The 16,129-nt window shown below is 56.4% G+C and carries 21 protein-coding genes and 1 pseudogene; 11 read left to right on the top strand and 11 right to left on the bottom strand.

Annotated elements, in window-relative coordinates; all coding sequences use genetic code 11:
* Window positions 1-86 precede the first annotated feature (86 nt).
* On the top strand, window positions 87-356 hold the full coding sequence (locus tag PMI25_RS17625; RefSeq protein ID WP_007965054.1) for a hypothetical protein: 270 nt from the start codon (window positions 87-89) through the stop codon (window positions 354-356).
* Between the two features lie 237 nt (window positions 357-593).
* Here PMI25_RS17625 and PMI25_RS17615 read toward each other — a convergent pair whose 3' ends face one another.
* The 7 genes from PMI25_RS17615 to PMI25_RS17585 form a co-directional block, all read right to left on the bottom strand.
* Window positions 594-965 carry a hypothetical protein gene (locus PMI25_RS17615; protein WP_007965052.1) on the bottom strand — a complete coding sequence of 124 codons (372 nt, stop codon included), beginning with the start codon at window positions 963-965 and terminating at the stop codon, window positions 594-596.
* An 81-nt stretch (window positions 966-1,046) separates the two neighbouring features.
* Window positions 1,047-2,675 carry a YqaJ viral recombinase family protein gene (locus PMI25_RS17610; RefSeq protein WP_007965051.1) on the bottom strand — a complete coding sequence of 543 codons (1,629 nt, stop codon included), beginning with the start codon at window positions 2,673-2,675 and terminating at the stop codon, window positions 1,047-1,049.
* Entirely contained in the window at window positions 2,672-3,559 is an 888-nt protein-coding gene (gene recT, locus PMI25_RS17605; protein ID WP_007965050.1) for a recombinase RecT, read from the bottom strand. The genes PMI25_RS17610 and recT overlap by 4 nt, the downstream gene beginning before the upstream one ends.
* A 156-nt stretch (window positions 3,560-3,715) precedes the next feature.
* Window positions 3,716-3,910 carry a hypothetical protein gene (locus PMI25_RS17600; protein ID WP_007965049.1) on the bottom strand — a complete coding sequence of 65 codons (195 nt, stop codon included), beginning with the start codon at window positions 3,908-3,910 and terminating at the stop codon, window positions 3,716-3,718.
* Window positions 3,907-4,098 carry a hypothetical protein gene (locus PMI25_RS17595; protein WP_007965048.1) on the bottom strand — a complete coding sequence of 64 codons (192 nt, stop codon included), beginning with the start codon at window positions 4,096-4,098 and terminating at the stop codon, window positions 3,907-3,909. Before PMI25_RS17595 ends, PMI25_RS17600 begins: the two co-directional genes overlap by 4 nt.
* Entirely contained in the window at window positions 4,095-4,499 is a 405-nt protein-coding gene (locus PMI25_RS17590) for a hypothetical protein (RefSeq protein WP_007965046.1), read from the bottom strand. Before PMI25_RS17590 ends, PMI25_RS17595 begins: the two co-directional genes overlap by 4 nt.
* A 192-nt stretch (window positions 4,500-4,691) precedes the next feature.
* Window positions 4,692-5,120, bottom strand: a complete 429-nt coding sequence (locus tag PMI25_RS17585) for a hypothetical protein (RefSeq protein ID WP_238547085.1) — start codon at window positions 5,118-5,120, stop codon at window positions 4,692-4,694.
* A 959-nt stretch (window positions 5,121-6,079) separates the two neighbouring features.
* Here PMI25_RS17585 and PMI25_RS17580 point away from each other — a divergent pair.
* Window positions 6,080-6,493, top strand: a complete 414-nt coding sequence (locus PMI25_RS17580) for a hypothetical protein (RefSeq protein WP_007965042.1) — start codon at window positions 6,080-6,082, stop codon at window positions 6,491-6,493.
* Between the two features lie 434 nt (window positions 6,494-6,927).
* Window positions 6,928-7,239 (top strand): annotated as a pseudogene (locus tag PMI25_RS17575) (DUF1654 domain-containing protein).
* A 47-nt stretch (window positions 7,240-7,286) separates the two neighbouring features.
* On the opposite strand, the gene PMI25_RS17570 reads toward PMI25_RS17575, so the two are convergent.
* The 4 genes from PMI25_RS17570 to PMI25_RS17555 form a co-directional block, all read right to left on the bottom strand.
* Window positions 7,287-8,423 (bottom strand): hypothetical protein, encoded by a 1,137-nt coding sequence (locus PMI25_RS17570; RefSeq protein WP_045122110.1) that lies wholly within the window; start codon window positions 8,421-8,423, stop codon window positions 7,287-7,289.
* A gap of 229 nt (window positions 8,424-8,652) precedes the next feature.
* On the bottom strand, window positions 8,653-9,567 hold the full coding sequence (locus PMI25_RS17565) for a hypothetical protein (protein ID WP_007965037.1): 915 nt from the start codon (window positions 9,565-9,567) through the stop codon (window positions 8,653-8,655).
* Between the two features lie 94 nt (window positions 9,568-9,661).
* A complete protein-coding gene (locus PMI25_RS17560) occupies window positions 9,662-9,883 on the bottom strand; it encodes a hypothetical protein (RefSeq protein WP_007965035.1) in 222 nt (73 codons plus the stop codon).
* Window positions 9,884-9,887: 4 nt separating this feature from the next.
* Window positions 9,888-10,754, bottom strand: a complete 867-nt coding sequence (locus PMI25_RS17555; protein ID WP_007965034.1) for a S24 family peptidase — start codon at window positions 10,752-10,754, stop codon at window positions 9,888-9,890.
* Window positions 10,755-10,860: 106 nt separating this feature from the next.
* Between PMI25_RS17555 and PMI25_RS17550 the strand changes: the two genes are divergently transcribed.
* The 8 genes from PMI25_RS17550 to PMI25_RS17515 all read left to right on the top strand — a co-directional run bounded on the left by PMI25_RS17550 (window position 10,861) and on the right by PMI25_RS17515 (window position 15,770).
* Window positions 10,861-11,067, top strand: a complete 207-nt coding sequence (locus tag PMI25_RS17550) for a Cro/CI family transcriptional regulator (RefSeq protein ID WP_007965032.1) — start codon at window positions 10,861-10,863, stop codon at window positions 11,065-11,067.
* Window positions 11,068-11,147: 80 nt separating this feature from the next.
* Window positions 11,148-11,573: a phage regulatory CII family protein gene (locus PMI25_RS17545; RefSeq protein ID WP_007965030.1), complete on the top strand. Its 426-nt coding sequence runs from the start codon at window positions 11,148-11,150 to the stop codon at window positions 11,571-11,573.
* A gap of 268 nt (window positions 11,574-11,841) precedes the next feature.
* On the top strand, window positions 11,842-12,771 hold the full coding sequence (locus PMI25_RS17540; protein WP_007965027.1) for a helix-turn-helix domain-containing protein: 930 nt from the start codon (window positions 11,842-11,844) through the stop codon (window positions 12,769-12,771).
* Window positions 12,758-13,555, top strand: coding sequence for a hypothetical protein (locus PMI25_RS17535; RefSeq protein ID WP_007965026.1), 798 nt, complete (start codon window positions 12,758-12,760; stop codon window positions 13,553-13,555). The genes PMI25_RS17540 and PMI25_RS17535 overlap by 14 nt, the downstream gene beginning before the upstream one ends.
* Entirely contained in the window at window positions 13,552-14,031 is a 480-nt protein-coding gene (locus PMI25_RS17530) for a hypothetical protein (RefSeq protein WP_007965024.1), read from the top strand. Before PMI25_RS17535 ends, PMI25_RS17530 begins: the two co-directional genes overlap by 4 nt.
* Entirely contained in the window at window positions 14,024-14,494 is a 471-nt protein-coding gene (locus PMI25_RS17525; protein ID WP_007965021.1) for a hypothetical protein, read from the top strand. The genes PMI25_RS17530 and PMI25_RS17525 overlap by 8 nt, the downstream gene beginning before the upstream one ends.
* A complete protein-coding gene (locus tag PMI25_RS17520) occupies window positions 14,491-15,096 on the top strand; it encodes a recombination protein NinG (protein ID WP_007965018.1) in 606 nt (201 codons plus the stop codon). Before PMI25_RS17525 ends, PMI25_RS17520 begins: the two co-directional genes overlap by 4 nt.
* Window positions 15,093-15,770: a hypothetical protein gene (locus tag PMI25_RS17515; RefSeq protein ID WP_007965017.1), complete on the top strand. Its 678-nt coding sequence runs from the start codon at window positions 15,093-15,095 to the stop codon at window positions 15,768-15,770. Before PMI25_RS17520 ends, PMI25_RS17515 begins: the two co-directional genes overlap by 4 nt.
* The last annotated feature ends 359 nt before the right edge of the window (window positions 15,771-16,129 follow it).

Here is a 16,129-nt window from a genome sequence, read left to right as displayed (position 1 = left end):
TGCGGTACTAGCCGAACCGGCTGGGTGTACCACTCGAATCACTTATTTTGTATTGCCGGCGCCGCGCCGGTTTATTAGGAGCATGTATGTCCATCGAGCCAACCTTGCGCACGAACTACGAGGATTACCTAGATCACGAGATCAGAATCGAGGTGTTCGGGCCAGTTAAAACGAATCGCCTTGATTCGGAATGCCAGCTCCATCACTACGTGGCAAAATTGGCGATTTTCGAGTCCGGCTCAGAGGTGAAGGGCGCCCGCGAATCACTCGAAGGGCAATATCCAGATGCTGACACGGCGGAAAACTCCGCTTTTGCCAGGGGCCGTGAGCTGGTTGATCGGATAATGGCTCTGTAGAGATTGGCATTCGAGCTACCTGATGAACCACAGTCGCTTTGAGCTATGGGAGTTGACTCTGTTTGCGGGCCAGCTCCAGGCAAGCAGCCTCGATTTCTGCGGCATGGCGCCCGCGCTCGATATCGATCTCAACCACCGACCCGTCAGGCCGGCGAATGGTGCGGGCCCCTCGGCGTCCTCGTTCGACGGTATAGCCGAGGCGCTCCCATAGTCCGTTTGGGCTTTCGAATTGTGGCGTCATGCGGCTGCTCCTGGTTCGACAATTTCATCTTCAGGTTCGCCCTGGGCATCTTGCAAAATCCGAAGGCTTTCGTTACGAAACTTCTGCGACACCTTTTCATCGACAACAAAAGGTGTCGTGACACAGCGCAACATCTGGGCCGCCGTTTCGAAGTCAGCTGCGATCACATTGCGCAGAAGGTTCTGATACAGCTCCTGTTGGTTGTTGAAGCCGTGCTCTTTCATCAAGCGCTTCAGATCAGGCATGAATACGCCGGCAACCTCAACTGTGAACCGACCGATTCCAAGCTTGGCGTCCTCTGCGGCCTTTTTCTCCCGCTTCTTGCGCTGCTTGATCGCTTCCTTCGTTGGCTCCTGTACTTCGGCCATGGCCTACCTCTTCAATTCCGCTGGCCGGCAAGTCCAGCCAGGTCTGTCGGCGGCGCGTGGCCGCCCGGTTGATGGTTCGTTTCACGCTGCGACCTTCACCAGCCTCACGCCGGCCATGCTGAACTTGTCGCCTTGGGCCGCGACCATTGCGTCGAGCTTCTCCCAGTCCACGGTCAGAACCGAGATTGGAACATGACCGCCTGCGACGGCATGGATCAGCGCCTCCAGATCGAACACCTCAGCTTGCAGGTTCGCCGGCATCGCGGTTGTGGTCGCTGGCTTCGATGCAGACTGAACCGGCGCGGCGGCTTTCACCGGTTCCGGGCTGGTGACTGGTGCAGGTTCAACCGGTGTGTTGGCTTTCGCCTCGTCCGCAATTCGCTGCAGCTCCTGCTGGCGGATCTGCTCGCGCTGCGCTTCGGCTTTCTGCTCCTCCGCCTTCTGGTGTTCCGAGATCCGCACCTTGATCAGCGCGACCAGATCGTCGTTCGCTTTCATCACCAGCTGCTGAACGTCGTTGAACAGGAACATGTAGTCGGCTGCGAGTTCGTCCAGGCTGGCCAGGTTGCTTCGGATGCTGTCGCCGATCTGGCTGGCGGCAATCTTTGCCCGGGCCAGCTCGGAATCGGCAGAGTCGCGCAGGCTGCTGATCGTCTTTTTGCCTTTGATGGCTCCGGCGAAATCTGCAGGCACCGCCGGCATGCGCGCTTTGCCGCCCAGTGAAGCATTGATCTGGTCGATGTGGACCTGAAGTGCCTTGGCTGCATCCATGACGATGTCTTCACGAATGCTGAGCTTGCGAGCCTTCACCAGTTTGTCGAGCATTAGACGCTTGGCGCGGGCCTCGGCACTGATCTCGTCAATGGTGCGGAACAGCGCGTCAATGCTTTCGGTTTGGCTTAGCGCGTGCTGCTTGGCGGCTTCCAGTCGCTCCTCGACATCGCCACACCACTTGATCGTTTTTTCGGCGTCAGCGAAGTGCTGATCGGTTTCCAGCACAGTGTTGATCGAACCGAAGACGGCCAGCGAGTGAGCCTTGAACTGCTCAAGGTTGCTCGCCGTGACCATCCCAGTAACCTCGATGCGTAGAGCGGGCAAGGATTCCGGCGTTTTACCAACAGCCACCGGCACCGCCTCGGCGGGAGTGAAGTCCTTTAGATCGGCTTGAAACTGTTTCCAGCCTGCGACGAGTGTCGCGGCCCGGCCCCGCACCGGCGTGTATTCCATCGAAACGAAATTTTCTTCAGTGCCGTCGGAGCAGACGAAAATTACTTTCTCGGCGCCGCTGACCAGCAGCTGCTGTTCGAGCTGCCAGTAATAGTGCGGATCCAGCGAGCCGGCGAGAACGTCGGCGGCCAGTTGCTCGTTCCACATTTTGTGTTCGAACAGTACGTCGCCTAGGATTGTGCAGCCATCGAGGGATGCGAGCAGATCACCCTCGGTGCCGACGACGGGAAACAGGTCCTCGCCAATTCGCCCCTCAAGAATCGGCCGAGCGAGAGCCTCGGCTTCGTGTCCTTTATCGAAGAGGTTTTTCTGCACCCACCACGACACATCCCGATCGAGCCCGGTCTTTTTCGCGTGCAGCAGTTCAGTGCGCTTCATCTGCTTCGAGGCGCCCATCATTGCCGGCGCTTCTGAAGCAGTGAAGTAGTTGGCGCGGAGCGCGTGCCAGGCTTCGGAGCCTTGAGCGACATTGTGGATTTTCATTCGTGGTCTCCTTCAATCGGCGCAAGCGCTTTGATCTTGGCGATCTGCTCTTCGCTCAGGGTGAATTTGCTGCTGACAGTTGCGATCAGGTGATCAGGGGCGGAGCGCCCGGCGTCGACAGCGACTTGCCATTTGGGCAAGTTCTCTGCGAGCTTCTCGTCGGGGTAGGGCGGAAGTTCAGCTGGTGCCGCGCCACGCGCCGGCGAAACGTCACGAATAGTTGGTGCGCTTTCTTCCAGCTCATCCGGGCTGTACACGCCGAGGATCACGTCCGGGCAGTAGAGGCGCGACCAGCGCTTGGTGGCGAGGTACGCCAATTGCTGGCGAGGGTCGTCAGCCCAGAGTGTGCTGTTGCGGGTGCGAGCCTGGGCCAGCAGCAGCTCAAGCACCCGAGGCTCCTCTTCGCCCCGGAATGTCGCCCAGACTTTCACGCCCAGGCCTTTCTCATCCTCCAGCTTCCAGCCTGGGACGCGATACTCGCCTTTGTCACCGTTCTTGATGGTGAACTGGCCGATCACCTTTTCCCACGCGCCGAACCACTCGTAGTGCAAGCGATCCAGCACCGGTGCGCAGGTGGTAATCACCGCGTTCACCAGTTGCGCTTCGTAGCCCAGCACGCCGTTCACCAAATGCGTTTTCTGCGCCACGGCGAACGGATTCATCTTCCACTGCATCGACTGCATGACGACCGCCAGACAATCCGCCGGGTTGCCGTTGAAGTGTTTCGGCAGCGTGGCGCGGCCGGTGGCCATGACCTCGGCGAGGCGCATCATCTTGTCCAGGCTGTCGCCGTCCAGCACCAAAGCGCTGGTGCTGGTTGCTGCGTGCGGAAGGACGTGGAGGTTTCGGTCGTGCGCCACCGGCGCTACGCTTTGAGCGGACATGAGGGATCCTTGCCGCGCGGTGCGCAGCGATTGAATGCTTTGTTTATTGGGGGATGCGACCGGCGAGGGCGCTGAGCAGCATCAGAAAGGTGAAAACGCCGAGAGAGGAAAACGCTCCGCGCCAGATGATCAGGTGGCGCGCCCATTGGCGACCGGTCACGGCCGAACTCTCACCGCAATTCGCTTGCCCTTCATGGAGGGCGCCAAGCGCTGCGGCAGACTGGCGACCAGGTCCTCGCGCTTGCGACCGATGACCTCGTTGAAGGGAAGGCCAAAGCCGAGCAGGGCGATCTTGTTTTCTATGTCCTCGAGCTGCTCGTCGATCAGCGATTTAACCGGCGTCGTACTCATGCGTCCTCCTTGCGCCGCTGACAGGTGTCACGCAGGCGTTTGCAGTAGTGGTTGAACTCGTCGGTGGTGATCGCTCCGTCGGTGAATAGGCGGGTGATCAGCGCCTGAACCAGCAGGCTGATGTCTTCTTCGCCGGCTGGCGCTGACACGCCATCAAGGGCCTGGTCGATCAGGATGTGAGGGCTCAAAACCCGCACTCCCGCTCTACGCGATCGCTTTCGCGCTTGGCGTCGCGGTACTCGTTGGCGTGCACCGCGACCAGGTCGCCTGCGAGCGTTCGAACAATTTGCGGATCACCGCCGACGGCTTCGATGGCCCAGTTGTGCAGAATCCCGCTATCACCGCGCCGGATCAGCTCGATCAGGATTTTCTCGATGTACCGATCGGGATCTGGGTTCGCGGCCATGTGATCAGCCAGCGCCTCCGGTAAGTGGTCAGCGTTGACCAGGACCTTGCTTCGCCCAACCGGATTTGGCGCCTCGACGTGGCGGCGATAAAGCAAATCGTCGACCGACTCGGTCAGCCATTCCTGACCTGCCTCCGTGTCGAGAAAGTCGTCTTCCGGGATGTGCTTGCGCAAAGCTGACATGGGCGCCTCCAGAGTGGCGGGGTGTTGATCCAACAAAACTCGGATGCACTCGTTCGCTCCGCTGGTTGCCGTTGGGCGCGGAGGGGGAGTGCATTCGAGATTGGTCGGGAGATTGATGCCTAGCTGCGCGGACTCATTGGGGTACGACACGCAGAAAAAAGCCCGCGAGAGAGGCGGGCTTTGGGGATGGCTTCAGAGGCAGTCGGACTTGCCTATCTGAAACTCGACTATCGGTGAGCTGGTTGAATCTTTGTAGAGGAGGTCAATGGAAAGCCCCGATTTCACGAACTGCCCTAAACCTTTTTCATTACAGAATGCAGAAGCTGCAAGCGCTCTTGCGTCCTTGGTGAATTCATCAGAATCCATTTCGTCTTTCGTAACTTTTGTAAGTGTGTAAGAGATACGCATGACCTCATCGCTGTAGGTCACAGAATCGACGCGGGTTGAATCGTCGGATACTTTTCCGGACTGGACACTCATTATGAGCGCGAGCCCCTTGAGTTGGCGCTCCCGCTCCTGCTTTTCCTCTTCCGGGCCAGATTTTGCGTGCCATACCTGTACCAAGATAAAGAGCAAGGTCATTGCCGAAAAAAATATGATGATTCCGCGACTCTGTTTCAATTGAGATTACCGTAGCAAAAGGCCATTACTCATTTGACCATGCCGGTAGCACCATCTCAAGTCGGAGGAGTTACATCATTGATCCCCCAAAAAGCCCGACTGCAGCTATCCGCTCCGGTGAGTGTCTCTTGGCGTAGAGGGGAATCGCGCGCGGGTCGGGCGGAAGGGAAAAGGCGTAGCGGGGTAGTGGGGCCGGCGGTGGATTGATTGTCCGAGACGCCGGCAACGAGCATGGTCACTCTACGATGCAAATCCAGCGGTGATCTTCCCGGTATGGCGCGCGAGTGAAGTGAACATCTGAAACCAGATTCATGCCTCGCTCTTGGAGCGCTTCGGTCAGTTGTACGAGCGCCTCTGCTTGGATAGTCATTGCTGTCACCTCGTCAGATTTTCTGCGTTCATAATTCTTGACCGGGCGGGCAACTGGCTGATTCAATTTTTCTACCTGATTGATATGCAAAGCACCCAGACCCGCTACTGGCGTCGGCCTGGGTTTGCAGCATCAAATTGTCGACGTGCGTGGGGGTGGCCTACCTCATTCGGCCGATGCGCGGTGACATCGACGGCCTACGGTCCGCTGCCTGTATGAGTGATGGGCGCCGGCCTTCAGGCTTGCCGCGCCGCGCAGGTGAATCGCTCAGGTTTACATGGCTGCCATTCCTCTGATTGAAGACAACTGCCGAGCATTCATCGGTAGTTGGTTGCGATGCAGGTGGCGCAGGTTCGTCCGCATCGGGGTGGGATCTGGCCGGGGCTCAACCGGCATTAAGCGGATGGGGCAGCCCTGAAGGCTACCTGTTGGCACATCCGCCGCCCGAGGCTTGGCCTCAGATCACACCCCGATGCGCTCTCATAGAGAGGATCGGGTAGTTATCGACAGGCTGTCGTGGCGCTGGTTGTTTAGCCCGTAGCGCTGAAGGCTGGTAGCATCGAACTCCTTTTCGGAGCGCGAAATTGCTATGCATCAGGTTGTTGAAAGGGCGTTGAACGTGATCGCAGCAGAGAGCAGCGAGCCTGAATACACTGAAGCGTTCAGCGCTGCGCGGGCAGTCGTCCTTGAGTTTGGTGAGGAAAATCTGGCTGACCGGCTTTTTGCCGATATTCCCGATTCAATCTCTTTCATGCAGGTGGCCCGGCTCTTCGACTTTCTCGCCTGGCAGACGGAGGACAACGGGTCAGCGATGACTCGCTCTATTGAGCGTTGGCTGGTAGAAGGCACCAATCTGCGCAAGGTTCAGATCGCTCTCAATCTCGAGATCTACCCGTTTCCGGATGAGCGCGAGATGTATCGAGTGCTGTCTGATGTGGCTGCGTCACTCCCGGAGATGGCTGATAAATGCCAGCAGATAATCAGCTCTCGGAAAAGTTGGTAGCACCTGGTCTACATCCCAAAGCCCGCTCATAGAACGGGCTTCAGCGATGTTTTCCGCCGTGACCCGCTACTGGCGTCGGTCATCGGCCTATCTCAAATTGTTCCTCCAGCCGCGGGCCTTTCGGCTTGTTCTCCCGCTGGATAACTGCTTTCGACGTTTTACGCTGCACGCCCGGGTCAGTTGCCAACCCTCTGAACCGTTGAGGCCGGTTCATCGCTGCCTTCGAATCTAGGCCGGTGATAATCCGGCAAGGGATGACGCTAAAGAGCGACGGGGTTCTTGAGTCCCTTCGCAGTGGTTGTGTGTCGCTGCGATGGCTGTAAATTAACCGGCGGTTTGTTTGCGGTCAATACCGGCGGTTAATTTATTTTTCAGAGGAATTGGTTATCCTTTTGTTTTACTGTATGGATGTACAGCTATCAGGAGCGAAGTAGATGGCGATGGCAACAAAACAAAATCAACCTGAGAGAGGCGCTATGTCGGGTCTAGAGCGGCTGTCGCTCAGGGTGTCGTCGATGATCAATCATCCGGTCGCGCAGATTCAGTGATGGGTGACGATCCATCGACTGGACACGGATGGAGAAAGGGAGTGGGAAGAAGTGATGGGGGTGATCGCCGAGGCGGATGAGCTCGAACTCATTCTGAATGACGACAGCAGCGTGACGGTGAGATGGGAGCAGCAAGAGCAGGACGCGGCGGCAAAGAATTTTGCGGAATTTGATCTGGAGGAGGCGGCGCCTTTTTAAGACGAATGAAAAAGCCCGCACGCGGCGGGCTCTGTTTCAATTTTAGCTTACAGCGAGTCGTTCTTCTGCTTTTTTAGTTCAGCGCTGCATTCAGGACCATTATTGAAAGTGTACTCAACCACGAAGTACCCTTTGTCTCTGGCAAGTGCTCTCGCATCAATTGAGATGGTGTTGATGTTATTTTTTATTCCGGGCCCCTTCCATTCTGCTGCCAACGTTCGGTCCTGCTTATAAAGTCCGGTCATCCAATCGTTCGAGTCTTTCCAGATGCTACTCGGCATTAAGAAGTCATAAGTCTTTGGCTTTCCATAGACAGCGGTCAGTGCTTCTTTCATGGCGCCATAACCTGCTTGCAGTTGATGCCCGAAGTCATTTGTTTGAATCGTCTTGCCGACGCCTCTGACCACACAAAGGCCGACGGTCGGGGAGATGACCAATCCGTACTGATCAAATGCATCGTTAGGCTTCGGAGCGTTATCTATCAAATACAAATTTTCGGATTCCTTTACAAGCCTTGGTGCTTCGCCTGTCATTTTCTCGATGACGTCTGCGCTTATGCCCGCCTCAAACCCAAATGGCCCGGAGCCGGGAGGCAGAAGGTCAGATTTGGGAGCGCTCTGAGGCGCCGGCGCCGAGTTGCTTTGAGCTGCGATCAACGTCGGTGACGGCAATGAAGATGTGCGAACAGGATTTAACCCATATTTCGCCACTAGGTATTGCTGCTCAAGCATCGCGAGAGTCTGCTCGCTGGTAGCAATAGCGGATAGTTTCAGTGCCTGGATAAGCCCTCCGCTATATTGCGCGGCCTCGGCTTTAGCAGAAGCAATTTCTGACTTCGCTCGCGTGATTTCAGCTGAAAGCTTGTTGGCAAGATCCTCATCAACCTTGGACGTGGTGGTTGCTACATTCACGCTACCTTTTGATTGGACAGCTAAGATCCGTTGCTCTATCAGCGCTTGATTGGTCTTAAGAATCTCGACACGAGTTGAAATTAGCTCCTTTATTAGTCCGCCACTGTAGGCCGCCGCCGAGCGGGTGCCAGCATCAATATCCTGCTTTGTCTGTGCAAGCTCGGTTTCTAAGCTGGCAACATATGCCTTTTGCTCTGGGGTGAGGTCTTTCTCCATGCATCCCTGGAGAGCGATGACGGCCAAAAAACAAAAAACGTATCCGCGCTTGCCCAATTTGAATCCCTCCCATAATTGAGCCCGCACTTTACCATTCGTGGCTCGTCGCCACCATTGTCGAGCGGGAGGGAGAGGGAGCACGCTCAGCAACGGACTGCGGACTGCGGACTGCGGACTGCGGACTGCGGACTGCGGACTGCGGACTGCGGATCAGATCGGGGGAGGGGAGAAACTAGAAGCCCGGCGCTGGGCCGGGCTTCTGTCGATCTACAGTATTCAGCAGGCTTTAATTAAGCTTCTTTGGTGCATACATAGCGCCAATTTTAACTGCTTCTTCCTTGCCGCCTTTCAGGGTATTAGCTTTCTTCAAAATATACTCAGGAAATTTGGTGACCAAATAATCGTAACGGAACCACCTTCTAAACTCGGGTAAAGCATGGTTAGGATATGCGTTAGCTTCTTGGGGATTGCTACGAGCTTGCGGGTACCTCGCAGGGTAGTTGTGCTCGCAGGCAATTCGGTCGCCATAAATCGTTGAATAATTGTGATCCTTCCAGTGTTTTGCCCACATCTGACCAACGCTGATGTCTGGTATTGTCTTATCGTTTACAGTCAGGTCCGCATTGATCAGGTCGACGATTAGCCCTGTCACTTCGTGAAATACAATAAAAAAACCCATTGGGGCTTTGTTGTGAAGCAGCGATACCCGCTCGTGGTGATACTGCCACTTGTCGCCAGGTGTGTAATTTAGAGATTCGTAAATGAATCGACGCAGGCCAAGAGCCGCAAACGCCCTATAAGTATCCTTCGCCTGCTGGCTAGGGGAGCGGGACTCGAAAGCGTAATACTCCAAGATGGCCATACAGACGACATCTGGATAAGCATAATGGGGTTGGCCATCTCGCGTGACCTCAATATATAGCGAGCGGTCTGTGTACCCCTGCCGAAATAGATATTCTTTTATGAAGGAAATTCTATCCTTCGTTATTACTTGGTCATCGAAGTGCTCAACCCATTCCTGAGAAATTTCATGGAGAGCGCTTCTAGGCGCGCCAGTGGCGAGAGCAAGGCCACGCTGAGTAAGAAATGGGATACCGTTTTCGAGCACCCCCATTTCTATTCCGTTCACATCCCTTTGAACCTCGACACCGAGGTCTAAAATGATCTGTTTTGGAGTGGCCTTCAACCCTTTGTTTTTCATCACTAACTTCCTGATAAATAAGAAAAAACAGGTGGCCTGCAAAATGCCTTTCGGGCTATTCCTCAGCACACTCCAATCTTTACGGCGCTAAGCTTCAGTCATTGCGCAGAATCCTTCCCGCCTTATACCCAGGTAACTTGTCCTCAGCCTCTTGGAAGCTTGCAGCGACGCTCAGCAGCTCTTTGGCCTCATCCTCATGCCCTGCCTGTGACAGGGTCACTGCAGCCTGCATCAGATCGAGGCCCGACCACTTGAGCAGGGCGGCGGCTTCTTTAAGGTCGCGGCGAAGCTGCTGTTTGGACTTTGTGAGGGCCATGGCTTTACACCAGTTGCGCATTCCAAACGAGGAGGACGCGAGCCTGTATGTAGGTTTCGTCTGCTCTAATTGTGTGCGGAGGGTGCCTCTCGTTATCTGAAATCATCTTGATCTGATCATCACCGATCCACTGGAGACGCTTGATGTACAAATGGCCTTCCCACGAAAACATGTAGATTCCATCGCCTACGAACTCTCGGATGCTGACGTCCACCAGCAGAGGGTCGCGATGTTTGATCGTCGGCGCCATTGACTGGCCCCAGCCGGTCACCATTTTCAAATGGAAATGCTCTTTGAACTCGACACCCATCTCGCGAAGATGCTGAGGGCTTACTCGAACATCCTGCAGCATCTCTGGATAGTCGTGCGGGATCTGGCCGCCACCCATCGCAGCACGGACGTCGTAGTGTGCGATCCACACTTCGTCACCCACAACGCCCGGCCTGTAGTAGTCAATCTCGATGGCGCCACCGGCATCATCTGCTTCAGCTGCCGCCATCAATCTTTGTCTGGCAGTGTCTGTAAGTCCTTTGCCCTGCTTTTCGAGCATCTGACGAACCATCTCAGCGGCTGAGAGCGCCGAACTTGATGGCGCTTCAGCGACACTTGTAAGCCCGCTGATCTCGCGCGCAAGTCGCTTACTGAAACGCTCGACTGGGACGCCAAGTAAGCGCGACAGTACCGCCGCAAACTTGGCGTTCAGAGGATTCGTACCGTTAAGGTACATCGCTACCGCAGCGGCCGAGATATCAGCCTCCGCAGCCAGACTTGCTTGGGTCAATCCGAGGGCGTTCTTTTTCGATACGAAAAGCGCCTTAGCGGCGTCGCACTCAGCTTTCAGTTCTGGGGATAGCTCTTTCTTTTTGCTCATCCGTGAAATTTAACCGTTGGTTAATTTTATTGCGGCAACCGCCGGTGTTGCCAGAAAACTAACCGGCGGTTAATATCTGGTCCGACAAGTTTGCTGAGGCAACGATATGAAAAAGACGCCACTGCCAGAGTTGGTTGAGCGAATTGGTCAGTCCGCTGTCGCCAAGGGCCTTGGCGTTAGCGCACCAGCCATTTCCAAAGCCTTGAAGGCGGCCAGGGAAATCCTGGTTATCGAACACGAGGACGGGAAGTTGACAGCGGAGGAGGTTCGTCCTTTTCCGTGCCAGTTGCCGGTTCAGAGAACCGCCGCATGAAACTCCCGTGCGCTGATCCATTGAGTAAATGATCGCCCCAGCATCAGCAGGGCGCCACGTAAAGAATTTCGAGGTGTTACATGCAGGAATTGATGAAGGCGATCTACGACGTGGTTGACGACCATGGCACCAAGAAGATTGCCGAAGGCGCGGACTTCAAGTCACGGACCCTTCTTTCCCAGAAGGCGAACCCGGACTACGACACTCACCGCATGAACGTGGAAGAGCTGCATCGGATCATGAAGTTCACCCAGGACTTCCGTCCGCTGAAGGCATGGGCGGAGGCGTTCGGTTTCGACTTGGTTCCGAAGGAAAAGCCAGAAGGCATCAATCTCAACGCCGCACTTTTGCGGCTGCACGCCGATCTTGCCGACGTTACCCGACTTGCGTTCGACGCACAGGCTGATGGACGCGTCTGCTCGATCGAGAAAACGAGCCTGCTTAAGGAGGCAGAGGAAGTGATCGTCAGTCTGGAAGTATTCAAGCAGTCCGTGAAGGCAGCCTGAGTTTCAGACACAAAAAAGCCGACGTAGAAGGTCGGCTAATTCGCAAAACTAGAGAGGCCCGATTATGCAGAGCCATCCCATTTCGAGCAATACCCCGAACAATGTCGCGACACGTTTTCAGAATTCTCAAAACGTGTCGCGAGCTTTTATCTTTTCCGTTCAGGTCAGGAACACCTGACATGCAGTTCACCGTCACGATCAATCAGGTGAAGACATTTACGTTGGGTGTTAGCTCCCAGCAAGCCTTGCTCGTTGCTGGAGGTTGCACATGAGCATGGGCCTTATGGTCGCCGCGATGAAGCTTCGCGTCGGCAATCCACTTCGCAAACTGGTGCTCATCAAGCTGGCAGACAATGCCAGTGATATAGGGGAATGCTGGCCGTCCTATCAACACATCGCCGATCAGTGCGAGATCAGCAAGCGTTCGGTTATGAACCACATCACCGCGCTGTGTGAGTCAGGGCTGCTGCGCAAGGAAATTAGGAAGGGGGGGCCGAAGGGCAACTCGTCGAACGTTTACTTCCTGACCCTTGATGGTGGTGCACCTCCTGCACCAGGGGTAGTGCAGCAGATTCACCAGGGCGGTGCAGCAGGTTCACCCCCTAGTGAATCTCCTGCACTAGGGGGTAGTGCAGGAGCTGCACCCAGAACCAGTCACTCTTCTGAACCAGTCAATGAACCGGTCATTGAACCAATTGCACCCCCGGCTTCCGCCGAGGTTGTGCCGGCTCAGTCCCGCAATCTGGTTCTGGTGGTTGATCGCACCGATGCGCCCCGGGTTGAAATTCCCGCCGATATGCCGGGCCCAAAAGACCAGTCCTGCAAAACCTTCAAGGTCTGGGCGAACTACGCCATGGCCTACCGCAAGCGCTACAACGGTGCTTGGCCGGTATGGAACGCCAAGGTCGGTGGCCAGCTCGGCCAACTGGTCGACCGCCTCGGCGCCGATGTCGCTCATCACGTCGCCGCGCACTACCTGAAAACCAGCGATGCCGCCGTCCTGCGCAAATGCCACAGTCTCAATGAGCTGCTGGCCAACGCCGAGAGCTACCACACCCAGTGGGTGACCGGTCAGCGCATCAACGGGACTACCGCACGCCAGATGGAACGCACCGAGGCGAACGTATCCGCCGCCGAGCAGGCCGCGCAAATGGTCTTGGCGAAGCGCAAAGCAGGAGAGCGCAATGAGTACCTTTGAAATGAACGACCAGCAGGTTGCTGGCCTCGCCGCCGCGATCTGCGCTACAGCCGAGGCCATGGGGCAGGAAATGAACCCAGGCACTGCGGCGATGATGGCTGAAGACCTTTGCGCTTACTCGGTGCCCGCCGTGAAAGCTGCGCTGAAGGCCTGCCGCTTCGAGGTGAAGGGCAAGCTGGCGATGGCCGACATTCTCCAGCGAGTGCAGGCCGCTGACGGCCGCCCGGGCAAGGACGAAGCATGGGCGATCGCCATGACCACCAACGATGAATTTGAAACCGTGGTGCTGACCGACGAAATCCAGCTCGCACTGGCTGCTGCAAAACCTGTCCTCGATGCCGACGACAAGGTTGGTGCACGCATGGCATTCAACAGCGCTTACGAGCGTCTGGTGGGTCAGGCTCGGGAGGACAACAAACACGTCAATTGGCACGTGTCGGTTGGTTTCGACGCAAACCGCCGAACACAGGCGATTACCAAGGCATTGCAAATGCAGCGAATCCCACAGGAGCGCGCGCAGCAGTATCTGGCCGACTTGAGTGTCGCGCCGGTCACTGAAGACGGAAGGGCCGTCGTTGCGCTGCTCACCGGTGAGGTCGCGCGGCCTTCGCCAAAGCTGCGCGAAAAGCTCGCCGCGGTGAAGGACTCGATGCTGGCGATGCGCAAAGCCTCGGACGAGGAAAAAACAGAACTGCGAATTTTGGCAGCCAACGAGCTGGCTGATCGCCGGGCGCTGCTGATTCGGCAGGCCGAACAATTGAAAGCAGGGAGCGCGGCTCAATGACCGATACCACTGAACAGAAAAAGCAGGCTGAGGCCAGCTTCAAAAACTTCCACCGCAGCCTCTGCGAGCGCTTCGGCTACTTCCACGATGAGATCGACTGGCAGCGTGACCTAGTTTCGCTGGAAGAGCACATCGCCACTCAATTCAGCCACGTCAATGCGGAAAACGCGGCGCTGCGTGGACAGGTGCAAGCGCTGCAGCGCGGTGCCGGCCAGTTTCAGGAACAAAACGATGCTTTGCTCGAAGGCATGACACGCATCATGCAGTCGACTCGCTTGGGCGACCCGGCGTTTGCCATAGCGTGCGAAGTGGTTGGGGAGCTTGAGCATTCCGCTGGCAGTCGAGCGGGCGGGGAAGGAACAGAATCCAGCCTCTCGCTTTCGCTCAGACTTCCGAAAGGTTCGCGCGCGCATGAGGCTGGTGAGCAGAGTTTATGCAACGAAAAAAGCGTGATCAAGGGGGTGGACCATGGCTGACAAAATCTCCGTGAACTGCCAGGCCAAGCTTTCCGAGGCTATCACCGCTATCAGTGCCATGTACCGCGACAAGAAGTTCGTCGTGGTCTCGCTGCGCCCCGGCAAGGACCGAACGCTGGACCAGAACCGACTGTGGTTCGCGATGTACAAGCGCATCGCTGAAATGACGCAGATCGGCGATGAGGCTGACGCCCGCCGGTACTGCAAGTTGCACATCGGCGTGCAGATCCTGCTGAACGAGGATGCCGGGTTTCAGGCGGAGTGGTACCGGGTGATGCGCCATCTTCCGTACGCGACAAAGCTGGAAATGATGGGGGGCTGCCATTTGTTCGGCCCGGACGGTTTCCCGGTGACCAGTCTTTTCAATCGAGCTCAAGGCGTGGCGTACACCGACCGCATTGTCGCGCGCTTCGCACCGCAGGGTGTGTACTTCGATGATCTTCTGAGCCAGGAGGCTGCATGACGATTGAAAGGAAGCAGCCGCGCCCGAAAAAATGCTCAGTCAAAACCTGCAGGACCTCATTCGTCCCGAAGGTGAGCTTTCAGTCTTGGTGCTCGCCGGACTGCGCCGTTGTCATCGCGCGGGAGAAGCAGGAGAAGAAGCGCAAGTCGCTGGCCAGCATCGAGCGTCGCGAGATCAAGGTACGCAAAGAGAAGCTAAAGAGTAGGGCGGATCATCTACGCGAAGCCCAAGCCGCGGTGAACAAGTACGTCCGCCTGCGTGACGCGCACCTGCCATGCATCAGCTGCGACTCGATGCCGAAGGACAGCGACCTGATCACCGGCAGCCGCTGGGACGCTGGGCATTATCGATCCGTGGGTGCCTGCCCGGAACTGCGTTTCGAGCCACTGAACATCCATCGTCAGTGCGTGAAGTGCAACCGCAACCTGTCCGGTAATGCCGTCGAGTACCGCATCCGGTTGGTACAGCGCATCGGCGCCGAAACCGTGGCCTGGCTGGAGGGGCCTCATGAGCCCCGCAAGTACACCGTCGAAGAAATCAAAACCATCAAGACTGAATACCGGGCCAAGACCCGCGAACTGAAAAAAGGGGAAGCCGCATGAAGCTGATCAACGCAAGGCAGGTATGGACTGAGGCTCAGCATGAATCGAACGCGTCGATCAGCGCTGCAGCCATTGACCGGGCAGAGTCTGCGCCGGTGAAAAAGGGCGCCCGTATGCGCCGGCATGAAGCGGTATTCGCCGCACTTGGTGAAGACAAGGAAGAGCGTATTCAAGTTGTGCGCGAGCGGATCAGCATCAGCGAGACGCGTCGCACGCCAGTTGGACGATCGACTGCTCGGGCTGCGCACTTGGCAACCATCGGCAAAGTTCTCCGCGCGATCGATACGCTACCGTTCCAGGTGCAGCAGCTCGGGCACTACATGTATCACCCATGCATGACGATGGTTCACGTGCTCAACGCCGAGAAACTGATCTGGAATTACGTGGATTTCTCCGCGCTGACAGATGCCAAGGCTGCGAAAGCTCATTGCATGATCACCGTCGCTCTGCAGTCGTACAAAGTTGAGGCTCATGGCGGGGAGCAGTGGGGGCCGGCACGCGTCGCCGAGGGGATGCTCAATCTGTACGGAGTGCGCATCGAGCCGAAAGTGTGGGACCGCGACTGGAAGGATGTGTGGAATTTCCTGCGTGAAGCTATTTCAGAAGTGGATGTTCAGGCCTTGCAGCCTGTATGGCAGGTCATATTTGATGAAAATTCTGAAGATGCGGCATAAAGGTGTTGCTATGTTGGGGTTTATGAGGTAATTTTTCCATAGTGCACAAGTAACGCGAAACGCACATAGATATTCAAGCCCGGCCAAGCGCCGGGTTTTTTGCTGAGGTGATATGGATACTGCCGGCCACCAGTTCGACCAAATCTACTTCGTGACACTTTACCTTCCCGGTTTCTTTTCGTTTGTATTAGTCATCGCCTTAGCAGTGCTTAGGAGGCGGTTTCTCGTCATACGGCAATGGAAAACTTTTGCGCTCTTTACGTTAGGGTTGCTGATCATCGGCGGTGCGTTACCAGTATGGCGGGCACTCTTTCCTGTGCCGTGCCTCTACTACCCTTTTAAGCCATTGAGCCCGTGTT

Origin of the sequence: Pseudomonas sp. GM30 (assembly GCF_000282275.2) — a bacterium.
Lineage (GTDB): Bacteria > Pseudomonadota > Gammaproteobacteria > Pseudomonadales > Pseudomonadaceae > Aquipseudomonas.
The sequence above is the reverse complement of the archived record's forward strand: the minus strand, read 5'-3'. Positions and strand labels throughout refer to the sequence as shown.

Coding starts and splice junctions, on each gene's coding strand:
- PMI25_RS17535 (WP_007965026.1), top strand. CDS start 12,758: ATGAGTACCTTTGAAATGAACGACCAGCAGGTTGCTGGCCTCGCCGCC.
- PMI25_RS17545 (WP_007965030.1), top strand. CDS start 11,148: ATGCAGGAATTGATGAAGGCGATCTACGACGTGGTTGACGACCATGGC.
- PMI25_RS17615 (WP_007965052.1), bottom strand. CDS start 965: ATGGCCGAAGTACAGGAGCCAACGAAGGAAGCGATCAAGCAGCGCAAG.
- recT (WP_007965050.1), bottom strand. CDS start 3,559: ATGTCCGCTCAAAGCGTAGCGCCGGTGGCGCACGACCGAAACCTCCAC.
- PMI25_RS17550 (WP_007965032.1), top strand. CDS start 10,861: ATGAAAAAGACGCCACTGCCAGAGTTGGTTGAGCGAATTGGTCAGTCC.
- PMI25_RS17560 (WP_007965035.1), bottom strand. CDS start 9,883: ATGGCCCTCACAAAGTCCAAACAGCAGCTTCGCCGCGACCTTAAAGAA.
- PMI25_RS17530 (WP_007965024.1), top strand. CDS start 13,552: ATGACCGATACCACTGAACAGAAAAAGCAGGCTGAGGCCAGCTTCAAA.
- PMI25_RS17515 (WP_007965017.1), top strand. CDS start 15,093: ATGAAGCTGATCAACGCAAGGCAGGTATGGACTGAGGCTCAGCATGAA.
- PMI25_RS17580 (WP_007965042.1), top strand. CDS start 6,080: ATGCATCAGGTTGTTGAAAGGGCGTTGAACGTGATCGCAGCAGAGAGC.
- PMI25_RS17600 (WP_007965049.1), bottom strand. CDS start 3,910: ATGAGTACGACGCCGGTTAAATCGCTGATCGACGAGCAGCTCGAGGAC.
- PMI25_RS17610 (WP_007965051.1), bottom strand. CDS start 2,675: ATGAAAATCCACAATGTCGCTCAAGGCTCCGAAGCCTGGCACGCGCTC.
- PMI25_RS17540 (WP_007965027.1), top strand. CDS start 11,842: ATGAGCATGGGCCTTATGGTCGCCGCGATGAAGCTTCGCGTCGGCAAT.
- PMI25_RS17590 (WP_007965046.1), bottom strand. CDS start 4,499: ATGTCAGCTTTGCGCAAGCACATCCCGGAAGACGACTTTCTCGACACG.
- PMI25_RS17625 (WP_007965054.1), top strand. CDS start 87: ATGTCCATCGAGCCAACCTTGCGCACGAACTACGAGGATTACCTAGAT.
- PMI25_RS17525 (WP_007965021.1), top strand. CDS start 14,024: ATGGCTGACAAAATCTCCGTGAACTGCCAGGCCAAGCTTTCCGAGGCT.
- PMI25_RS17555 (WP_007965034.1), bottom strand. CDS start 10,754: ATGAGCAAAAAGAAAGAGCTATCCCCAGAACTGAAAGCTGAGTGCGAC.
- PMI25_RS17520 (WP_007965018.1), top strand. CDS start 14,491: ATGACGATTGAAAGGAAGCAGCCGCGCCCGAAAAAATGCTCAGTCAAA.
- PMI25_RS17565 (WP_007965037.1), bottom strand. CDS start 9,567: ATGAAAAACAAAGGGTTGAAGGCCACTCCAAAACAGATCATTTTAGAC.